Origin of the sequence: Bradyrhizobium sp. CCGB20 (assembly GCF_024199855.1) — a bacterium.
GTDB lineage: Bacteria > Pseudomonadota > Alphaproteobacteria > Rhizobiales > Xanthobacteraceae > Bradyrhizobium.
This window is the reverse complement of the sequence record NZ_JANADN010000001.1, coordinates 8,162,949-8,180,757: the sequence shown is the minus strand read 5'-3', so window position 1 is coordinate 8,180,757 and position 17,809 is coordinate 8,162,949. Positions and strand designations below refer to the sequence as shown.

General features: G+C 64.6%; 18 protein-coding genes, 1 tRNA gene and 2 pseudogenes. 11 read left to right on the top strand and 10 right to left on the bottom strand.

Annotated features, from left to right (window positions below):
* Positions 1-54: 54 nt before the first annotated feature.
* Positions 55-988: pseudogene (locus NLM15_RS38440) on the bottom strand (OmpA family protein).
* A gap of 153 nt (positions 989-1,141) precedes the next feature.
* Here NLM15_RS38440 and NLM15_RS38435 point away from each other — a divergent pair.
* Positions 1,142-1,948: a lytic murein transglycosylase gene (locus tag NLM15_RS38435; RefSeq protein ID WP_254123167.1), complete on the top strand. Its 807-nt coding sequence runs from the start codon at positions 1,142-1,144 to the stop codon at positions 1,946-1,948.
* A gap of 32 nt (positions 1,949-1,980) precedes the next feature.
* On the opposite strand, the gene NLM15_RS38430 is transcribed toward NLM15_RS38435, so the two are convergent.
* Both NLM15_RS38430 and NLM15_RS38425 read right to left on the bottom strand, forming a co-directional pair.
* Complete coding sequence (locus tag NLM15_RS38430) at positions 1,981-3,156, bottom strand: IS481 family transposase (protein WP_254115031.1); 1,176 nt, start codon at positions 3,154-3,156, stop codon at positions 1,981-1,983.
* Positions 3,157-3,370: 214 nt separating this feature from the next.
* A complete protein-coding gene (locus NLM15_RS38425; protein ID WP_254123166.1) occupies positions 3,371-4,201 on the bottom strand; it encodes an SDR family oxidoreductase in 831 nt (276 codons plus the stop codon).
* Between the two features lie 122 nt (positions 4,202-4,323).
* On the opposite strand from NLM15_RS38425, the gene NLM15_RS38420 reads away from it, so the two are divergent.
* The 4 genes from NLM15_RS38420 to NLM15_RS38405 all read left to right on the top strand — a co-directional run bounded on the left by NLM15_RS38420 (position 4,324) and on the right by NLM15_RS38405 (position 7,882).
* On the top strand, positions 4,324-4,698 hold the full coding sequence (locus tag NLM15_RS38420) for a response regulator (RefSeq protein WP_254123165.1): 375 nt from the start codon (positions 4,324-4,326) through the stop codon (positions 4,696-4,698).
* 55 nt (positions 4,699-4,753) lie between these two features.
* On the top strand, positions 4,754-5,365 hold the full coding sequence (locus tag NLM15_RS38415; RefSeq protein WP_254123164.1) for a LysE family translocator: 612 nt from the start codon (positions 4,754-4,756) through the stop codon (positions 5,363-5,365).
* Positions 5,366-6,010: 645 nt separating this feature from the next.
* Positions 6,011-7,231 (top strand): GGDEF domain-containing protein, encoded by a 1,221-nt coding sequence (locus NLM15_RS38410; RefSeq protein WP_254124643.1) that lies wholly within the window; start codon positions 6,011-6,013, stop codon positions 7,229-7,231.
* 24 nt (positions 7,232-7,255) lie between these two features.
* Positions 7,256-7,882, top strand: a complete 627-nt coding sequence (locus NLM15_RS38405; RefSeq protein ID WP_254124641.1) for an N-acetylmuramoyl-L-alanine amidase — start codon at positions 7,256-7,258, stop codon at positions 7,880-7,882.
* Between the two features lie 55 nt (positions 7,883-7,937).
* On the opposite strand, the gene NLM15_RS38400 is transcribed toward NLM15_RS38405, so the two are convergent.
* The 3 genes from NLM15_RS38400 to NLM15_RS38390 all read right to left on the bottom strand — a co-directional run bounded on the left by NLM15_RS38400 (position 7,938) and on the right by NLM15_RS38390 (position 10,584).
* Positions 7,938-8,279, bottom strand: coding sequence for a hypothetical protein (locus NLM15_RS38400; RefSeq protein ID WP_254123163.1), 342 nt, complete (start codon positions 8,277-8,279; stop codon positions 7,938-7,940).
* 182 nt (positions 8,280-8,461) lie between these two features.
* A complete protein-coding gene (gene rpoH, locus NLM15_RS38395) occupies positions 8,462-9,361 on the bottom strand; it encodes an RNA polymerase sigma factor RpoH (RefSeq protein WP_254123162.1) in 900 nt (299 codons plus the stop codon).
* A gap of 215 nt (positions 9,362-9,576) precedes the next feature.
* Entirely contained in the window at positions 9,577-10,584 is a 1,008-nt protein-coding gene (locus NLM15_RS38390) for an RluA family pseudouridine synthase (RefSeq protein WP_254123161.1), read from the bottom strand.
* Between NLM15_RS38390 and NLM15_RS38385 the strand changes: the two genes are divergently transcribed.
* On the top strand, positions 10,583-10,927 hold the full coding sequence (locus tag NLM15_RS38385) for a hypothetical protein (RefSeq protein WP_254123160.1): 345 nt from the start codon (positions 10,583-10,585) through the stop codon (positions 10,925-10,927). The genes NLM15_RS38390 and NLM15_RS38385 overlap by 2 nt on opposite strands.
* 56 nt (positions 10,928-10,983) lie before the next feature.
* A tRNA-Glu gene (locus NLM15_RS38380) sits at positions 10,984-11,058 on the top strand.
* A gap of 93 nt (positions 11,059-11,151) precedes the next feature.
* Here the strand turns inward: NLM15_RS38380 and NLM15_RS38375 are convergent.
* From NLM15_RS38375 to NLM15_RS38365, 3 genes are all read right to left on the bottom strand, one after another.
* On the bottom strand, positions 11,152-11,418 hold the full coding sequence (locus NLM15_RS38375) for a hypothetical protein (protein ID WP_254123159.1): 267 nt from the start codon (positions 11,416-11,418) through the stop codon (positions 11,152-11,154).
* A 27-nt stretch (positions 11,419-11,445) separates the two neighbouring features.
* A complete protein-coding gene (locus tag NLM15_RS38370) occupies positions 11,446-12,552 on the bottom strand; it encodes a hypothetical protein (protein WP_254123158.1) in 1,107 nt (368 codons plus the stop codon).
* A 95-nt stretch (positions 12,553-12,647) separates the two neighbouring features.
* Positions 12,648-13,163 (bottom strand): hypothetical protein, encoded by a 516-nt coding sequence (locus NLM15_RS38365; RefSeq protein ID WP_254123157.1) that lies wholly within the window; start codon positions 13,161-13,163, stop codon positions 12,648-12,650.
* A 335-nt stretch (positions 13,164-13,498) separates the two neighbouring features.
* Between NLM15_RS38365 and NLM15_RS38360 the strand changes: the two are divergent.
* Positions 13,499-13,619, top strand: a pseudogene (locus tag NLM15_RS38360) (IS110 family transposase); the annotation flags it as partial.
* Between the two features lie 319 nt (positions 13,620-13,938).
* On the opposite strand, the gene NLM15_RS38355 reads toward NLM15_RS38360, so the two are convergent.
* On the bottom strand, positions 13,939-14,334 hold the full coding sequence (locus NLM15_RS38355) for a YkgB family protein (protein WP_254123156.1): 396 nt from the start codon (positions 14,332-14,334) through the stop codon (positions 13,939-13,941).
* 23 nt (positions 14,335-14,357) lie between these two features.
* On the opposite strand from NLM15_RS38355, the gene NLM15_RS38350 reads away from it, so the two are divergent.
* The 3 genes from NLM15_RS38350 (at position 14,358) to NLM15_RS38340 (ending at position 17,804) form a co-directional block, all read left to right on the top strand.
* Positions 14,358-14,567 (top strand): AraC family transcriptional regulator, encoded by a 210-nt coding sequence (locus NLM15_RS38350; RefSeq protein WP_254123155.1) that lies wholly within the window; start codon positions 14,358-14,360, stop codon positions 14,565-14,567.
* Positions 14,568-15,386: 819 nt separating this feature from the next.
* Entirely contained in the window at positions 15,387-16,877 is a 1,491-nt protein-coding gene (locus tag NLM15_RS38345; protein ID WP_254123154.1) for an amidohydrolase family protein, read from the top strand.
* Between the two features lie 3 nt (positions 16,878-16,880).
* Positions 16,881-17,804: a GTP-binding protein gene (locus tag NLM15_RS38340; protein ID WP_254123153.1), complete on the top strand. Its 924-nt coding sequence runs from the start codon at positions 16,881-16,883 to the stop codon at positions 17,802-17,804.
* The last annotated feature ends 5 nt before the right edge of the window (positions 17,805-17,809 follow it).

The window sequence follows — 17,809 nt, the reverse complement described above, 5'->3', positions numbered from 1 at the left end:
TCGCACATCTCAATGCGTGCGCGTGCGCTGCGCGAGTTCCAGGGTACGCGCAGGCTAAGGCGCCACCAGTTCCACGCGCCGATTCAGCGCGCGGCCTCCGTCCGTGGCATTCGAACCGACCGGGGCGAGCAATCCGACACCAGCGGTGCGCAGCCGTGTCTGCGCGATGCGAAAGTTCTTCACGAGCTCGGCTGCGACCGCTTCGGCGCGGCGCTTCGAGAGATCGAGATTATATTCGTAGGCGCCCTGGCTGTCGGTGTGGCCGACGATGAAGACGTTGAGCTGCGGCTGGCTCGTCAGCAGCTTTGCGATCTGCTCCAGCGTCGGGCGGCTTTCCGCTTTGAGCACGGCCTTGTCGGTATCGAAATAGATGCCGTAGAGCGCGATGTGGCCGGTCTCGCCCAGTCCCTTGGCCATCGCAGCCGCGTCGACCATCTTGTTCGCGATGGCGCCCAGCTCGGCGATCGTGACCTGCGCGTAGATGTCCTGGTTGTTCTGGCTGACGATGACGCTGGCGTAGGTCTCGCGCCCGCCCTCGATCTTGCGGCCGGCAAAATAGCGGTAGTTGAAGCCGTCGACCCACATCTGCGGCACCGGCAGCGTGTCGATGCTCTCCGTGAAGGGAATGGCGCCGCAGGCGTCGGTGTCGCAAGCGAGCAATGTCTCGAAGCCGGCTTTCGCAAGCTGCGTCTCGAAATTGCGCGATACCTCCAGGATCGACGGGCCGGGATTGGTGCGATAGGCGATACTGGAACACGCGGCCCTCGAGCCGCCGCGCATCGGTGGGCTGACCGTCCTTGAAGGCCGCCGCCTGCATCCGCGCCGCGTCAAAGTCCTTGGTCACGTAGCCGGTGATGACGCTGCCCGCGAAGCGGCCGATGCCGGGATAGTCGCGGGAGCCGGCGACATCGCGCGTCTGCGCGGCGGCGGTGACGGTCTGAAGCGAGAGCAAGGCGAGGACAGCAAGCATCCGGTACGGAAGGGGCATGGCCATCTCGATCTGTTGGTGACGGGGAGCGCTGCTCCTTAGTCGCGGCCATGGCGGGATCGGTTCTGGCGAGGTTTTGCCGCTTTGACGCGAATCCGGTTCCCGGGCATGATCGCACGCTGCTTCGCTCGCACTTTCAAAGGATTTCCCCGCATGCTGAGACACGCCTTGGCCACCGCCGTCATCATTTGTCTTGCCGGTGGTTCGGCCGAGGCCGCGCGCTGCGGCGGCGACTTCAACAGCTTTGTCGCCAGCATGACCGCGGAGGCGCAAGGCGCCGGCGTCTCGGCAGGCGTGACCAGCGCGGCCTTCAGCGGCATCACCCAGGACGGCGCGGTGCTCGCCTTCGACCGCCGCCAGCGCTACACCTTCAACAAGAGCTTTGAGCAGTATGTCTCGACCCGCGTCGGCCCAGGCCGCATCAATGGCGGCCGCGCGCTGCTCCAGCGTCACGCCGCGCTGTTGTCGCGCATCGAGCAGCAGTTCGGCGTGCCCCGCTATATCCTGGTCGCGATCTGGGGGCTGGAGAGCGATTTCGGCAAGGGCGACATCGGCAAGCTGCCGGTGATCCGCACGCTCGCCACGCTCGCGCATGATTGCCGCCGCACCGATCTGTTCCAGGGCGAGCTGCTCGCCGCGCTCAAGATCGTGCAGCGCGGCGACCTGCCGCTGCGCGACCTCATCGGCGCCTATGCCGGCGAGATCGGCCAGACCCAGTTCCTGCCGTCGTCCTACATCAAGTACGGCGTCGACTTCGACGGCGACGGCCATGTCGACCTGCGCCACAGCGTGCCCGACGTGCTCGCCTCGACCGCGTACCTGCTCCACACCAGCGGCTTCAAGATGGGCCAGCCCTACGGCGAAGGCACCGCCAATTTCGAGGCGATGCGGGAGTGGAACAGGGCGGTGGTTTACCGGAAGACGATCGGGTATTTCGCGGATCGGCTCGCGGGGCAGTGACTAAATACTCGGTGTCATCACCCGCGAAATGTTTAGTCCGGAGACATAGCTGACACCTGTTCGGACACATCACTGACAGGTTGGGCGTTGGTCAAGTCGATGGATGCGACCTGCCAGCTGGCGAAGAAGATTCCGTAGTGGCCGTCACGATCCAGCGGTCGGATGGCGAGACGTTCGCGTGCGAAAGCCTGGGGAACTTTCCAGAAGCGCCCCTTGAAGGAGATGTAGGGTCTTGTCGATGAGACCCTGCGCACGATCTCGCCGCTGTCATACGCGACGTTCGGAACGCGGGCCGGCATGGCACGGGCACTTGGCCGGAAGCGATCGGCAGGGACGTGCATATCCAGGCCCTCGTGGGGCCGCTCCAGATTGTAGACCGGCCGCCAGGCATCGAAGGCACGCTGGACTTCCGGGAGGGTGCGGAAGCGGCGCATGGCAAAGACCTCGGCCTTCAGGGTGCGATGGAAGCGTTCGTTCTTGCCGCGGGCCTGTGGATGGCACGGCCTGGCATGGACCACCCTGACGCCAAGCTTGAGCAGCCACACCTTCAGTCCGGTCCAACGAATGCCGGACGTGTCGCCCCAGGGTGAGCCGTTGTCGGTGTAGAAGGCCTCCGGCAGGCCATAGCAGCGGAACGTCGCCGTCAGGTGATCCTGCACGGTCAGACGCTGCTCGTCGGCACAGGCCTTCAGGCACAGAACATAGCGCGAGTGATCGTCGACGATTGTGAGCGGATGGCAGCGCGTTCCGTTGGCGAGCGGCAGGTGCCCCTTGAAGTCCATCTGCCACAGCAGGTTGGGAGCTTCCTTCTCGAAGCGGTGCCCCGGATTTGGCGGTGCATTCTCGCTGGGGCTGACCCGGCCGTTCCGGCACAGGATCTGGTGCACCGTTGACGGCACAGGCACCGTCTGCCCGCCCCGCTTCAGGCAATGGGCGATCTTCCGCGCTCCCCAGGCCGGATGCTTGTCGCGCACAGCCAGAACCTGCGTCTCGACCGCGGGCTCACTCCGCCTGGGCATCGCGTGCGGGCGCCGCGAGCGGTCGGCCAGCTCCCGATCACCGGCCTGCCAGCGCGCCAGCCACTTGTAGCCAACATCAGGACTGATGTTGAACCGGCGGCAGAGCTCGCGCCGATTGGCTCCCTCTTGCAAAGCAAGCCGCACAAACTCGTGGCGCTGATCCATTACTGACACCTCATTCCAAGGCATGGACGGCCTCCCGAATCGGACCAATCCAGCCAATGTTGATGTGTCAGCTATGTCTCCGAACACCCGTCAGTGATCTGTCCGGGCTAAACAGAAAGCGGGTGATCCAGTATTCCAGAGACGGCAGTGATTGAGCCGAGAGGCTGCGGCGTACTGGATTCCCCGCTTTCGCGGGGAATGACAGCGCGATGCGTGGTGAGGCTAGCGCGCACCCACCTCACTTCCCCTTCGCCATCTTCTCCAGCTTGCGCTGCAACGGCGCCCAGTACGTTCCGGGGCGGAAGCGCTGCAAGAGGTCCATGAAGCGGGCGTCGTTGCCGATCAGGATGCGGGGCTCGTTCTTCTCGATGCCCCTGATGATGCGCAGCGCGGCGTCCTTCGGCGTGGTCTTTGCCGCGTTCTCGAACCGCTCGATCGATTGCGCCCGCCGTGCATTGTCGGTGACGCCGACCCCGGTGCGCGAGTTGCGCGCGATGGCGGTGGCGACGCCGCCGGGATGCACCACCGACAGTTTCACGGGGCTGCCCGCGACCGCAAGCTCGTGCCGCACGCTCTCGGAAAAGCCGCGCACCGCGAATTTGGCCGCCGCATAGGCCGACTGTCCGGGCGGCGCGATGATGCCGAAGATCGAGGAGAGGTTGACGATGTGCGCCTCGCTCCTCGTCTTCAGATGCGGCAGGAAGGCGCGCGTGCCGTGCACCACGCCCCAGAAATTGATGTCGAACAGCCACGCCATCTGCGCCTGGTCGATCTCCTCGAACGTCCCCATCAGCGCCACGCCGGCATTGTTGATGACGATGCCGAGGCCGGGATGCGCCGCGATCGCATCACGGGCGAACTCCGCAATGTCGCCGGGCTCGCCGACGTCGACGCGATGCACGCTGACCTTGCGTCCGGCTCCGATCTCGGCGGCGAGCGTCTTCAATCCGGCCTCGTCGCGATCGGCGAGCGCAAGATCGCAGCCGCGGTTGCCGAGCTCGATTGCCAGCGCGCGGCCGATGCCGCTCGCCGCTCCGGTGATGGCGGCGGCGCCGCGAATCGCAGTCATGCTGTCCCTCCGTCAAGCCTCTGGTGTGGAACTATGATTTACTTTTTTTCAGAATGGAACTGAACCACAGCCGATTTGGCTCCTTAACTTGCATTACGCAAAACGAGCATAGGGAGCCGCCGATGGGTCAAGCACAACCGTTTCGCGCGACAGCGCTCATCGTTGAGGACGACGTCATGCAGCGGGAGATGCTCAGCCTTCTGCTCGAAGAAAGCGGCTACCACGTCATCCAGTGCGAAAGCGCCGAGGCTGCCGAGCGGGTGCTCGACAACAACGCCAGCGCGCTCTGTCTGATGCTGACGGACGTCCAGCTTGCCGGCCGCATGAACGGGGTCGAGCTCGCGCACGTCGCCAAGGACCGCAATCCAAAGCTCGACGTCGTCGTCACCTCCGGCCGCCCCCTGGCGCAGCCCTTGCCCGACGGCGCAAAATTCTGGGCCAAGCCATGGGCGCCGCTCGACGTGCTTCGCGAGGCGGAGCTCGCGCAGCTGTCCTGACGGTCGATCCGGGAGCTCGCTTTCGTGGCCCGAGGCACGGTGATAAGGTCTGCCCATGACCTTGTCCTTCCTGCTCACCTCGCTCATTGTTGTTGCCTCGCCCGGCACCGGCGTGCTCTACACGCTGGCTGCGGCGCTGACCCGCGGCTCGCGCGCGAGCATCGCTGCGGCCTTCGGTTGCACGCTCGGGATCGTGCCGCACATGATCGCGGCGATGCTCGGGCTTGCCGCGGTGCTGCACACCAGCGCGCTCGCCTTTGCCGCGCTGAAATGGGGCGGCGTCGCCTATCTGCTCTACATGTCCTGGCAGGCCCTGCGCGAGCGAGGTGCGCTGGCGGTCGACGGCGAGATCAAGGAGCGGTCGAGCCGCCACGTCATCGTCACCGGCTTCCTGATCAACATCCTCAATCCAAAACTGTCGATCTTCTTCCTCGCCTTCCTGCCGCAGTTCATCGCGGTGGACGAGGCCCATGTGCTGGCGCGGATGCTGGAATTGAGCGGCGCGTTCATGGCGATGACCTTTGCCGTGTTCGTCCTCTACGGCCTCTGCGCCGCCTCGGTGCGTGAGCGCGTCATCTCCCGCCCGCGTGTCATGGCCTGGCTGCGCCGGAGCTTTGCCGCGGGGTTCGCGGCACTCGGCGCCAAGCTGGCGTTCGCGGAAAGGTAGCTTTCGTTTGACCTCTCCCCGCGAAGAGCGGGGCGAGGGAGTGAGAGAGCGCAGCAAGCCAATAAAAAAGCGGGCTTCGCGCCCGCCATCTTCAACTCTCAGCCTTATCCGACGCCCGGGCGGAGCGAGGCTCCACCCGGGCAAAGAAAAAGAAGCCTCGTTACTTCTTCTTCGCCTTCTTGGCCTTCTTCGCCTTCTTCTTCGCCGCCTTCTTCGCTTTCTTAGCCATAGTATCCTCTTAGGGTTAAATGGTGGAACGCGACACGAGGGATGCTCGGCGGAGGGCCAGCCTCGCAACATCCTCGACGACAAACTCAGCAGATTCGCTGGTCTCTGCCCCGTGCTGTCACATCTGTGTCATCACGTTATCCACAGCTCAGATGCATTTTCGGGTGCTTTTTGCCCGCGAATCCGCATCGCGGTGCGCATCGACGTGACCGCGCGGAGCGGCGACGACATGCCTAACGACCCGATAATCGCCGCGCGCCGTTCATGAATCCAAAACCAAGGGCGAGCTTTCGCAGATCGCGGTGAGGTTCCGTTAAGTGCAAACCGCGCATTGTTCTCCGCAAGAACGCGGGGAAGGGTCATGGACGAACGGCTGCCAGGGACGGGGGGCGCGACGTTGTGCGTGCCGCACGCGCCATGCTGAACGTACCGACACTCTGGACGGTCTTCGTCGTCAACTTCCTGGCGCTTGGCCTGATCTGGGCCTATGTGACGCGCTCCTACCCGAAATTTGCCGCCGCGCGGTTCTGGATGGCCTCGGCGTTCGTCGGTGCCGCCGGCGCGATGACGGCGCTGGTCCGCCTGTTCGTCGCTTCTCCCCTGCCGCTTCTGCTTGGCGCTGCCGGCGTCATTGCCGCGAGCTGCCTCGCCGCCATGGGCATTCAGCGCTTCTATGACCGACCGGTCTCATGGCGCGCCATGGCCGCAACGGGCGGCTTAAGCCTCGCGGGCGTCGTGTTCTTCATGGTCGGCTTCGAGCACATGCAGCTGCGCATGCTCAGCTACACGTTCGGTCAGGCCCTGCCGCTGGTGCTGGCGCTGCGCCTGCTCCTGGTGCCGCCGGAAGGCCGCGTCAGCCCGGGTGCGCGGCTGTCCGCCATCGTCATCCTCACCATCATCGCGATCCTCGCGGTCCGCACGCTGGGCAATCTGCTCGGCCATGATTTCTCGGCGCGCGCCGGCGGTCAGGCTCATGCCGTCATGGTGCTGGGTCTGCTGTTCCTGTCGATGACGCTGAATTTCGGCTTCCTGCTGATGGCGATGGATCGGCTGCGCAACGAGGTCGCCGACCTCGCGCTGCTCGATGATCTCACCGGCGTCGCCAACCGGCGGCATCTGTTGCAGCGCCTGTCCGAGGAATGCGCCCGTTCAGAGCGCAGCGGCGAGCCGTTCTCGCTGCTGGTGATCGATCTCGACGGCTTCAAGGCCATCAACGATACCCATGGTCATGCCGCGGGCGATGCGTGCCTGCGGCACTTCACCCTGATGGCGCAGACGCGCCTCCGGCCCGGCGACATGCTGGCCCGCACTGGCGGCGACGAGTTCTGCGTCGTGCTGCCGTCCTCGTCCCTGCGCGAGGCTGCCACGATCGCCCGCCGCGTAGTCGAGGTCTGCCGCCAGGATGCCGCGGCCTGTACCGCCAAGGATATCCCGATCGCGATCTCGATCGGCGTCGCCGAATGGGACCGCGGCATCGGCCAGTTTCCGGACCGCCTGATCGCCCATGCCGACCACGCCCTCTATGCCGCCAAGAAAAACGGCAAGAACGACTTTGCCGTCTACGATCCGGCCCCGCCGCTCTCGCCCGAACCGGCCGGCTTTGTGAGGCCGCGCGCAAATTTGCCTGAAGCCTGCTAGGCTCGGGTCCGCCATTGGTCCCTTCTGATGATGTCTCGCCTGTTCACGGCTCTTCTCGCCGCGCTCTGCCTGATCGCCCCAGCCGCCGCAATGGACGCCGAGCTCGCAAAGCTCGCGCGCGCCTCCGGCACGCCCGACATTCCCGGCCTCAAAATCATCTGGCTCGCGCCCTGGGGTGATGTCCAGAACGCCCATCGCTGGCGCAACATCATCGTGCACCAGACCGAAGGGCCGGCGGGCTCGGCGCGCGGCGGCGCACAGGAGCAGGCGAAGAACCCGACCCGTCGCGGCGTCACGGTGTGGGTCGAGAGCGACGGCACGGTCTATTGGGCGGTGGCGGAAAATCTGGTGCCGACCCATGGCGACGGCGCCAACCGCAACGACAACAAATACATCGACAACAGACCGACCTATCGGCAGGTCGTGCGCGACAATTCGATCGGTGTCGAGTTCGCCGGCAACTATCCCGACGTCACGGCAGGTCCCACCGAGGCGCAGGTCGCGGCCTGGAAGATCCTCGTAAACGTCCTGCGTGCGCGCTACGACATCCCGCTCGACCACGTCTATGCGCACAACTGGATCGACTACAAGGACGCCCGCTATTGCGAAGGCTGCTGGCTCGCGACGCTGGCGAGGACCTGGGGGGAGTAAGGTTGGCGAGTGCGGGTGCTCTTCCTTCTCGCACAAGAGGAGAGGAGAAGAGCAGCTAGACCGGCTGCAACATCCATCCGAACAACCGCCGAATCAATCCCGCTCGCCGCGACACCTCCGGCGGCCCGTCTGCGGCCAGCACGCGTTTGAGGAAGTAATCCAGAAACACCATGTCGTTCGGCTCGGTGACGGTGAATTGCTCGTCGCCGAAGAACACGCTGTAATTATAGAAGAACGGGCCCATGAGCGGGATCGTCGCGGTCGAGGCATAGTCCTTGGAGATGACGAACTCCGATGGCTCGAGCCCGTGCTCGCGCATCGCCTGCTCGACCAGCGGCAGCTTGCGCATGAACCTGGCTTCGAAGCCGCCGACGGTGGATTGCAGGATGATCGACACGGTCTGTGTCCGTTCGCTTGATGCTGATCGCGCTCATTTTGGGTCGGTTGACCGGCGAGCCTGGTTCAAGATGCGTCGCCCGCGCCTCCGCAAGCATGCTGCGCCTCACACAACAAAAAAGCCGGCGTTGCCGCCGGCTTTTCGTCTCTTTCGATCCGCCAATTCGTGGCGCGGAAACCCGCTTAATGCGCGGCTTCCAGCGCAGCCTGTTCCGCCCGTGCGATGGTGCCCTTGACCGCCGCCTGCACCTTCTCGAAGGCGCGGACCTCGATCTGGCGGACGCGCTCGCGCGACACGCCGAACTCGGCGGCAAGGTCTTCCAGCGTCATCGGCTCATCGGCGAGGCGGCGGGCCTCGAAGATGCGGCGTTCGCGCGGGTTGAGCACGCCCATGGCGCCGTTCAGCGCGTCACGGCGGTGATCATATTCCTCGTGCTCGGCCAGCATGGCTTCCTGGTTGGGCGTGTTGTCGACCAGCCAGTCCTGCCATTCGCCGGCCTCGCCGTCGTCGCGGATAGGCGCGTTGAGCGACGCGTCGCCACCGAGGCGGCGGTTCATGTCGATCACGTCCTGATCGGTGACGCCGAGGCGCTTGGCAATGATCTTCACCTGGTCGGGGCGGAGATCGCCCTCGTCCAGCGCGTTGATCTTGCTCTTCGCCTTGCGCAGGTTGAAGAACAGCTTCTTCTGGTTCGCGGTGGTGCCCATCTTCACGAGCGACCAGGAACGCAGGATGTACTCTTGAATCGACGCCTTGATCCACCACATCGCGTAGGTGGCGAGACGGAACCCCTTTTCGGGTTCGAAACGCTTCACCGCCTGCATGAGGCCGACATTGCCTTCCGAGACGACCTCGGAGATCGGCAGGCCGTAGCCGCGATAGCCCATGGCGATCTTGGCCACGAGGCGGAGATGGCTGGTGACGAGTTGATGTGCCGCGTCGCGATCGTCATGCTCACGCCAACGCTTGGCGAGCATGTATTCCTGCTGGGGTTCCAGCATCGGGAACTTGCGGATCTCGGCGAGGTAACGGGATAAGCCGGATTCTCCATTGAGGACCGGCAGAGCAGCGGTACGGGCCATTATGAAGCCCTCCAAGGTTCAGGCCCCCGATAGCGGCGGGCCAGGCAGACGACCGCTTTGTCAAAGCCGGCCGGGCTGCGATGTTCCGTTGGTCATTTCCAACGCAGGCGCAATATACCCCATGGGGGGTCGAAAAGGGAAGGATTGCTGACGTCACGTCCCCGTGTGGCAGCTATAACTTTTTGTAATGTAACGCTTTTCCAAGGCGGCCTGCGTCATTGCGCCGCTTGCAGCGCGCCCTGGAGGAGAAGCAAATCCTCCGGCAAAGGTGCTTCCCAGTGGAGTAATTCTCCGGTCCTCGGGTGCTCCAATACCAGCAAATAAGCATGCAGGGCCTGCCGTCCGAGCGCGGTCAGGACGCCCTGGGATTCTGGGCCAAGCTGGTTCGCCTTGGTCTTGAAGTGCGGTCCATAGACCGCGTCGCCCATCAGGGGATGGCCGATATGGGCGAGGTGGACGCGGATCTGGTGAGTGCGTCCGGTCTCGAGCTCGCAGGCGAGCAGGGAGGCGATCGGCTTGCCGTCACGTCCCGCAAAACTCTCCAGAAGCTCCCAATGCGTCACCGCCTCGCGGCCGCCCTGGCGCACCGCCATCTTCTCGCGCGCATGCGGATGGCGGTCGATCGGCGCGTCGACGGTGCCGCGATGGCGTCCGGGCAGCCCCCAGGCGAACGCCATGTAGCCGCGGCGCATCGCGCCCGTGCGGCCGTGGTCGGCGAATTGCGCGGTGAGCGAGGCATGGGCGAGGTCGTTCTTGGCGACCACCATCAGCCCTGTCGTGTCCTTGTCGAGCCGGTGCACGATCCCGGGCCGGCGCACCCCTCCGATGCCGGACAGCGAGCCGCCGCAATGGGCGATCAGCGCATTCACCAGCGTGCCGGTCTCGTGGCCGGCCGCGGGGTGCACGACGAGGCCCTTGGGCTTGTTGAGGACCACGATGTCGTCGTCCTCGAACACGATATCGAGGGCGATATCCTCGCCCTTGGGCTCCGGCGGGGCCGCTTCCGGCACGTCGATTGTGATCGTATCGCCGGATGCGACGTGATAAGCGGGGTCGCGGACCGCGGCGGCCTTGAGGCTCACCGCGCCCGCCAGGATCAGGGCTTTCAGCCGCGATCGCGACAGGTCGGTGAGGTGCGCCGCCAGCACGCGGTCGAGCCGGACCGAGCCCTCGTCGCCGCCGACCACGACCTCCAACCTTTGCGCTGAGCCAACATTTTCCATGACGACGTCTGATACCGCTGTTCCCGAACCGAGCCCCGAGCAGGCCGCGCTGTTCGCGCGGGTGCGGCGGATGATGCTGATCGCGGGGTTGACCACGGCGCTGGCGATCTGCGCCGTGCTGATCGCGGTGGGCTACCGCCTTTTCAAGTCCGAGGGAAGGGCGGTCGAAGCCGTGGGCGACGTCACCGCCACCCTGCCCAAGGGCGCCAAAATCGTCTCCACGGGCCTCGCCGGCGACCGCCTCGTGGTGACGCTGGATGTGGGGGGCGTGATCGAGATCCGCACCTTCGACGCCCACACGCTGAAGCCGGCCGGAAAGCTGAAATTTGCCAACGAGCCGTAAAACGGCCGATCGGTCCTTGCGGCGGACAGATTTCGCGGCTATTGGCTAGCCCTCACGCTCCCTTCGTCTAGCGGTTAGGACGCGGCCCTCTCAAGGCTGAAACAGGGGTTCGATTCCCCTAGGGAGCGCCAGCGGCTTTAGAAGCCCTGGGCGTCCAATCACATGGCGCAAATGTAGGCTTTTCCTGCTGCAGATGGGCAGCAGAAGCCGCACGTGGGCAGCCCTTATTCGCCGCGATCGGGGAATGCGGGCCGTGCAACCGGGGGCTCGTTGGAAGCCGTCTCGTAGATCACCGGAAAGCCGGCGAGCTGGCTGTCGACATCCGGTATCGGCGTAGGACGGCCCCGACGTACCCTCACCATCGCTGCCCATTCACCAGACGTGGTTGTCGTGAGACCTGCGTTCTCGACGTCTGGATGCGCAATCGCATTGACGGCTTCGACAAGCCCTCGCGGTGGTTCCGCGCTCTTCGGCGGCACCGGAACGTGCATTCGACTCTATCCTTCACCCTGTCTGTCTCAAGTCGGTATTACCTGGAACTGACGGCAAACGGCACCCAAATCGCACGTCGTTGTCGTGCGTCCGTCGCCGGCGAACAGCAGGGCGACCACATTGCCGGTAGCGCGCTCGATGATCACGGAACCCGAATCTCCAGGGAGGCTGAATGGCTGTCCGTCGTCTCCAATGATCTGGATCGTACCATCGAAAACCGCAATTCTCGGGTTCGCCTGCGTTCCATAGTTGACCTGGACACCGTTCACATGTGTTGCCGTCACCATGCCGGTCGTGACGCCGGTCGTTCGTCCCGATTTGGTCACTGGCATGCCGGGTATGGCCGAACTGAGGACTGCAGAATAGTTCGGAATGCCGAGCACTTGGGTTGTGCTGATCAGCTGAGGGTCGGTCACGCGAGCGATTGCCGCGTCGAACAGATTAATGCGGCGTTCGAAGCGCGTCGTCGGGAATTGCAGCGGCACGGTATTGCTGAGCATCGCGAACACGTCGTCCGGATCTGTCGCAGAAACCTCCGGGCCGGGCTGCACGATGGCGGTTCCCGTCGGCAGATTGTCGACGTCAGCCAGAACATGATTGTTGCTGAGAGCAAACAGTTGCTCAGCGCCGGCGGACACGCCTCTGACGAAACAGCCCAACGTGCCGACGAAGCGTGCATCCAGCGGTGAAATCGACACGCCGCCCGGTATTGGACGAAATTGACCGCGGTTCGCGATCGCTGCGGCAGGCGCCCGGACCGGAGCCCGCAGGTGTCGCACGTTTCGCGCTGCTGCCAATTGGACGGGAAGCGGCTCGACGTCGATCTCAATGTTGCCGAAGCGCTTCGTCAGAAATGGTGCTTCTGCGCCAAGGTCGAGCTTTTCAAAGACATAGACTTTGATGACAAACTCGTCGGGCACGATCGTGCCCGCGCGGATCCGGACTCCGACCCCCGTCGCGTGAATGTTGGTGAGCGCAGTGGAGAACGCGGAAGTCGCGCCCCCCGCCGAAAAGGCGGTCAATCTGCCGACCGACTGTCTCTCCGATTGCCTTTCGATATCCGCAAAGACCTCGTGTTGCAGCTGTACGCGAAACGGATTGAGCGCAGTCAAGGCATCTTCGTATGTTGCCACATTTTCCTCCTTGGTGCATCGATCGGTCCACACGGACCGATGTCCACAGTCTGCTTTCCACATTCTGCTCGGCCCGCACGGGCACACATAGGGGACTACTTATTGAACGAGTGCGCGGACCTTACGGCGCGATCGAAGTAGACGTTGTAGAGCGTTCCCGGCGCCGCATCATACTTGAGGCCGTCAATGACCAGACGAACGTGGCGTCCGGCGAGCGGCTCGGCCGTGGCCGAGGGGCTCTGCATGCCGGCCGGAGCGACGGCCATCGGAATGGTCGTCACGCCGCGCTCGAGCCGCATCTGGCCGACCGAGGCGATTGCTCTTTCGCCTGACGCGGCGGCCGGTGTGGCACCGCCCGTGTTCGCTCCCTGTATGCTCACTCCCTCGCCGCCCCAGGCCGGGCCGTTCCACCAGCGGTGATACATCGCGCTGTCGGTGCCGCGGCCGAAGCAATCGATGCGGTTCGGCCCCCAGCTCACGCATTCGGGCCGCTCCATGATGACGCCGCCAAGATTCTCCCAGCCGCCCCATTGCGCTTGCGCCTCCTGCGTGACCAGGGACGTTGTTGCAGCCAGCATCAATGCGAGCGTGGAAGTGCGGACGATACGCATGACAGCCTCCGGATAGGGATGCATTTCCTTGAGGGAATTGCCTGGGGCGTTCATTTACGTATGTTCAATTTCTGGGTGTGTCATACACCCGCGCCGGAGACCGGAAAAGCGAAATCAAGATTAGAAGAGCAAAAAAGTCTTAGGTTGAATCTCTCAGACACGCGTCTACGACAGTCATCATGACTGTTTCGCAGTGTCGTCCGCCGCGCTTTGCCGCGGCACCCGAATTGGGGGATCGCACTCAGCGTCCGAACGCCAACAGGTCGATTGTGCCCTGCGCGCTTGTAGGCCACGATTCGGAGGAGCAACCTATGCAGTTAATTGGACGATCGGTGCTGCCGCCATGCCTGATGGGGATCGAGGCTTGCGCGTCATCGCACTATCGGTCCCGGCGAGTTGCAGGCGTTGGGTCATCCAGTGCGATTGATGCCTCCGGCCTACCTGAAGCCTTATGTCGATTGCGTGAAAGTTCGGCGTGGGCGTGAAAGGCCTGCGGCGACGACGGCATGCGACAGTCTCGCGTTGCTATAACCAATATCTTCCTGCGTCATGCCCATGCGGAAACCAATTTGCGCGATGGGAAAGAGTTCGCAGTTTTGTTCTGAGTGGCGCGCCATTTGGCTCCATCGAGCGTTGATCCGCTTCAGCTTTTTGTCGATTCCGCCGACCTCTCGGAAGAGGGGTGACGGCTGTCCAACATGCAACCTCCGGACCTTTGGGTCCGGAGGTGCGTGTGCCTGGTCCGTGGGGCGGTGAGGGCCGCAGCAGTCCAACCCTATTGCCGGATCAGCCGAACCACGTCCTGCCTCAGCAGATAGAACGACACCGCCAGCAGAACGACGTCCTTCATCAGGAAGGGCACGTTGCCGGTCATCGCGGGGAATCCTCCCGCCGAGACGTCCCAGCCCTCCGGCATGAACGGAATGATCGTGACCGTTGCGATGAAGGTGCCGGTCGAGCCGAGGGCGCCGAGAATGCCGAGCCGCTTGTCCCAGAAGCCGGCGAGCAGCAGGGTCCCGAACGTCAACTCCGACGTGCCGAGGAAGTAGCTGGCGCCGGCATGGCCGAAGACGGGGTAGAAACACCAGATCAGCGGGCCGTTGCTGATGAACGGCTCCCGTCGCTCGAATTCATACGGAAACCACTTCTGGTAACTGAAGAAGAGAAACATGATCACCATCGAGGCGCGGACGGATGGCGCTCGCGGCGAACGAGTTGAGGACATCGTCGCTTTCGACCGGCGCCGTAGCCGAAGCCGTCGGATATCAATCCGAAGCAGCGTTCCAGCGCGCCTTCAAGAGCCACATGGGCATCACGCCGGCGCAGTGGCGGAAAATGCAGGGGCCGTCCGGCCGCGATGCCTTCGCGGGGCCTTCGGCTGATCCAGCTCGGTCGCTCCAGTGATCGGCCGGGCAAAACACCTTAAATCGGCTGTCAATACTCCAACTTCAAAACATTCCACTTTACCGAAATTCGGATTTGTCGTATGTGTGGGCCATCCCAGCCCACCAAAGGGGCGGTCGTACGTCGTCACGAACGCGGGCTGGATTGCGGTGGACCCGGGCGGCGTTAAAGGCGGGCTTGTTGCGTGCAGGGCGAGATGACCTCGTGAGCATGACGCGAACCGCGATCGACGGACGGCGCTCAATCCTGCGACGCCTCCTGGGCTAAGAAGCCCTGGGGCGAAGCAGGAAGCCTGCGTACGGCGAAACCGTGTGGTCCTGGCCGTCGTTGCTACGGTCAAGCCTCGGCGAAGGCGTCACGTGCGTCAACCGGCGCGGGTCGCGTGCATTTCGCGGAGGTGACGGAGGCAAGAAGGAATTCGTCTCCGGGGAGAGCGCGGCATAGGCCGTCAAACCATCGCGCAGGGAAGGCCTGGTCTCGGCTGCCCTGTGTCTCCCCTGTGCATTGCGTGTGCATCCATTCAGCATGGGGGTTTTGTGGGTGCCAGCCGGCGCCCGGTCTTCCCTGCGCCCTTTCCCTGCGAAGGGGTGAAGCGAGAAGCATAGCTCGGGCAAATCATGCCGCGAGGACGTGAGCGCGTGTCTGCGACAATCTGAACTGACCTCCCGGACAAGCATGCTGCATCGGCATCAGCGGCGGTAGTCGGGCCCCCAAAAATCTGCACTATGCGCGCCGGGACGGCGCGCGATGCGGCCGGTCTCGTCCTCCGAAGCTGCCGGGCCTTTGGAGGTTTTGGATTCTGCTTTTTGGAGTGACGATATGAGCGGCTTGGTGATCTCTGGTGGCCGGGTGGTCGATCCCGCGAGCGGCATGGATGCCGTTGGCGATGTGGCGGTGGTGGACGGCAAGATCGCAGCGGTCGGTTCCTCGCTCGGCGGCGCCGAGCGGGTGATCGACGCGACCGGGCTCGTGGTTGCGCCCGGCTTCATCGATCTGCATGCGCATGGCCAGTCGATCCCGGCGGACCGCATGCAGGCCTTCGACGGCGTGACGACGACGCTCGACCTCGAAGCCGGCGTGCTGCCGGTCGGGTCCTGGTATGAGCGCCAGGCGAGGCGAGGCCGCGTGCTGAATTACGGCGCCGCCACCAACTGGGCCTTTGCGCGCATCGGCGCGATGACGGGCTCCAATGCCGAGAGCTCGCTGGAGGCGTTCGGCAACGCCATGCGCGACCGCCGCTGGATGGACAATGTGGCGAGCGACTCGGAAGTCGCCGGCATCCTCGAGCGCCTCACGCGCGGCCTGAACGAGGGCGGCATCGGCATCGGTATCTTGAACGCCTACGCGCCGGGCGCCGGCGTGCAGGAGCTCACCGCGGTCTGCCAGCTTGCCGCGAAGCAGGACGTGCCGACCTTCACCCATGTCGCCTACATGTCGCGCGTCGACCCCGAGAGCGCGGCGGAAGCCTATGTCCGCCTGATCGGCTATGCCGGCGCCACCGGCGCGCACATGCACATCTGCCATTTCAACTCGTCGAGCAAGACCGACATCGAGCGCTGCCGCGTGCTGGTCGAGAAGGCGCAGGCGCAGGGCCTGCCCATCACGGTCGAGGCCTACCCTTACGGCACCGGCTCGACCGTGCTGGCCGCCGCCTTCTTCAGCGATCCCCAGTTCGTCGAGCGCAACGGCACCGGCTACGATTCGGTGCAGCGCGTCACCGACGGCCACCGCTTTCGCGACCGCGAGGAGCTGCTCAAGGCGCAGGCCGACGAGCCGTCCTCGCTGGTGCTCTGGCACATCCTCGACACAGAGAACGATGCGCATCACCGCGATCTGCTCGACATGTCGGTGCTGTATCCCGGCGGCGCGATTGCCTCCGACGCGATGCCGTGGACGACGTCGGACGGCAAGACCTATACCGGCGATGCGTGGCCGCTGCCGGACGATGCCACCTCGCATCCGCGCTCGGCCGGCTGCTTCACGAAGTTCATCCGCGAATGGGTGCGCGAGCGCAAGACCGTGTCGCTGCTGGAAGGCGTGCGGAAATGCGCGCTGATCCCGGCGGAAATCCTGTCGCAGAGCACGCCCGCGATGCGCGCCAAGGGCAGGCTTGCGAAGGACGCCGATGCCGACATCGTCGTCTTCGACTATGAGAAGCTCAGCGACCGCGCGACCTTCACGGCAATGAACCGTCCCTCGGACGGCGTGCGGCACCTCATCGTCAGCGGCCAGCCGCTGATCGCCGACGGTGTGCTGGATGTCGCGGCGCGGCCCGGCCGCCCCGTGCGTCGTCCCGTCGTCGAGGGCTGACCCATGCCGGTCCCCATTCTCCTGGTGACGGGCTTTCTGGGGGCCGGCAAGACCACCGTCGTGAACCATCTGCTGGCGCACGCGGAGGGACGGCGGATCGCCGCGATCGTCAACGATTTCGGCGCCATCAACATCGATGCGGAGCTGATCGCAGGCGCGAGCGACGGCGTGGTCAGCCTCGCCAATGGCTGCATCTGCTGTTCGCTCGAAGGCGACCTGCTCCGCACGCTCTCGACGTTGCTGCGGCGTGATCCCAGGCCCGAATATATCGTCATCGAAACCAGCGGCGTCGCCGATCCCTCCGACATCGTGCGCAATTTGATGGACCCCGTGATCCTGCGCGAGGCGCCGCTGGAGACGGTGCTCTGCGTGATGGATGTGGCGACACCGCCGGCCGCCCTGGAGGACGCGCTACACCGTTCGCAGCTCCGCGTCGCCGACATCGTGGCGCTGAGCAAGCTGGATCTGGCGGACGAGGGCGCGGGTGGACGGATGCGCGAAGCGATCCGCGCGCAGCGCGTTCCTGCCGTGGTGGTCGATGCCAAACACGGCGAGATTCCGTCTGCGCTGCTGTTCCCCGCTAGCGATCGCGCGCCGGCGCCGCGGGAGCCTGGGCCGAAACGCCCGGCAGAAGAGCGTTTTGAAACGCTGAGCTGGACCTCGGACCGGCCGCTCTCGCTGCCGCGCTTGCAGCAGGCCATCGGCAAGCTGGCGCCGAAGCTCGCGCGCGCAAAAGGCCTGTTCGAGACGGTCGAGCAACCCGGCCGCCAGATGGTGTTTCAGTTCGCCGCCGGCCGCGCGACGCTGGCGCCGGGCGATGCGCCGGCGGAAGGTGCTGCGCAGTCGCGGATCGTCTTCATCGCCGAGCTCGGCGTGCTCTCGAAGGCCGAGCTCGATGCGATCATGGACGCGTGCGTTGCGGGCTGAAGCTG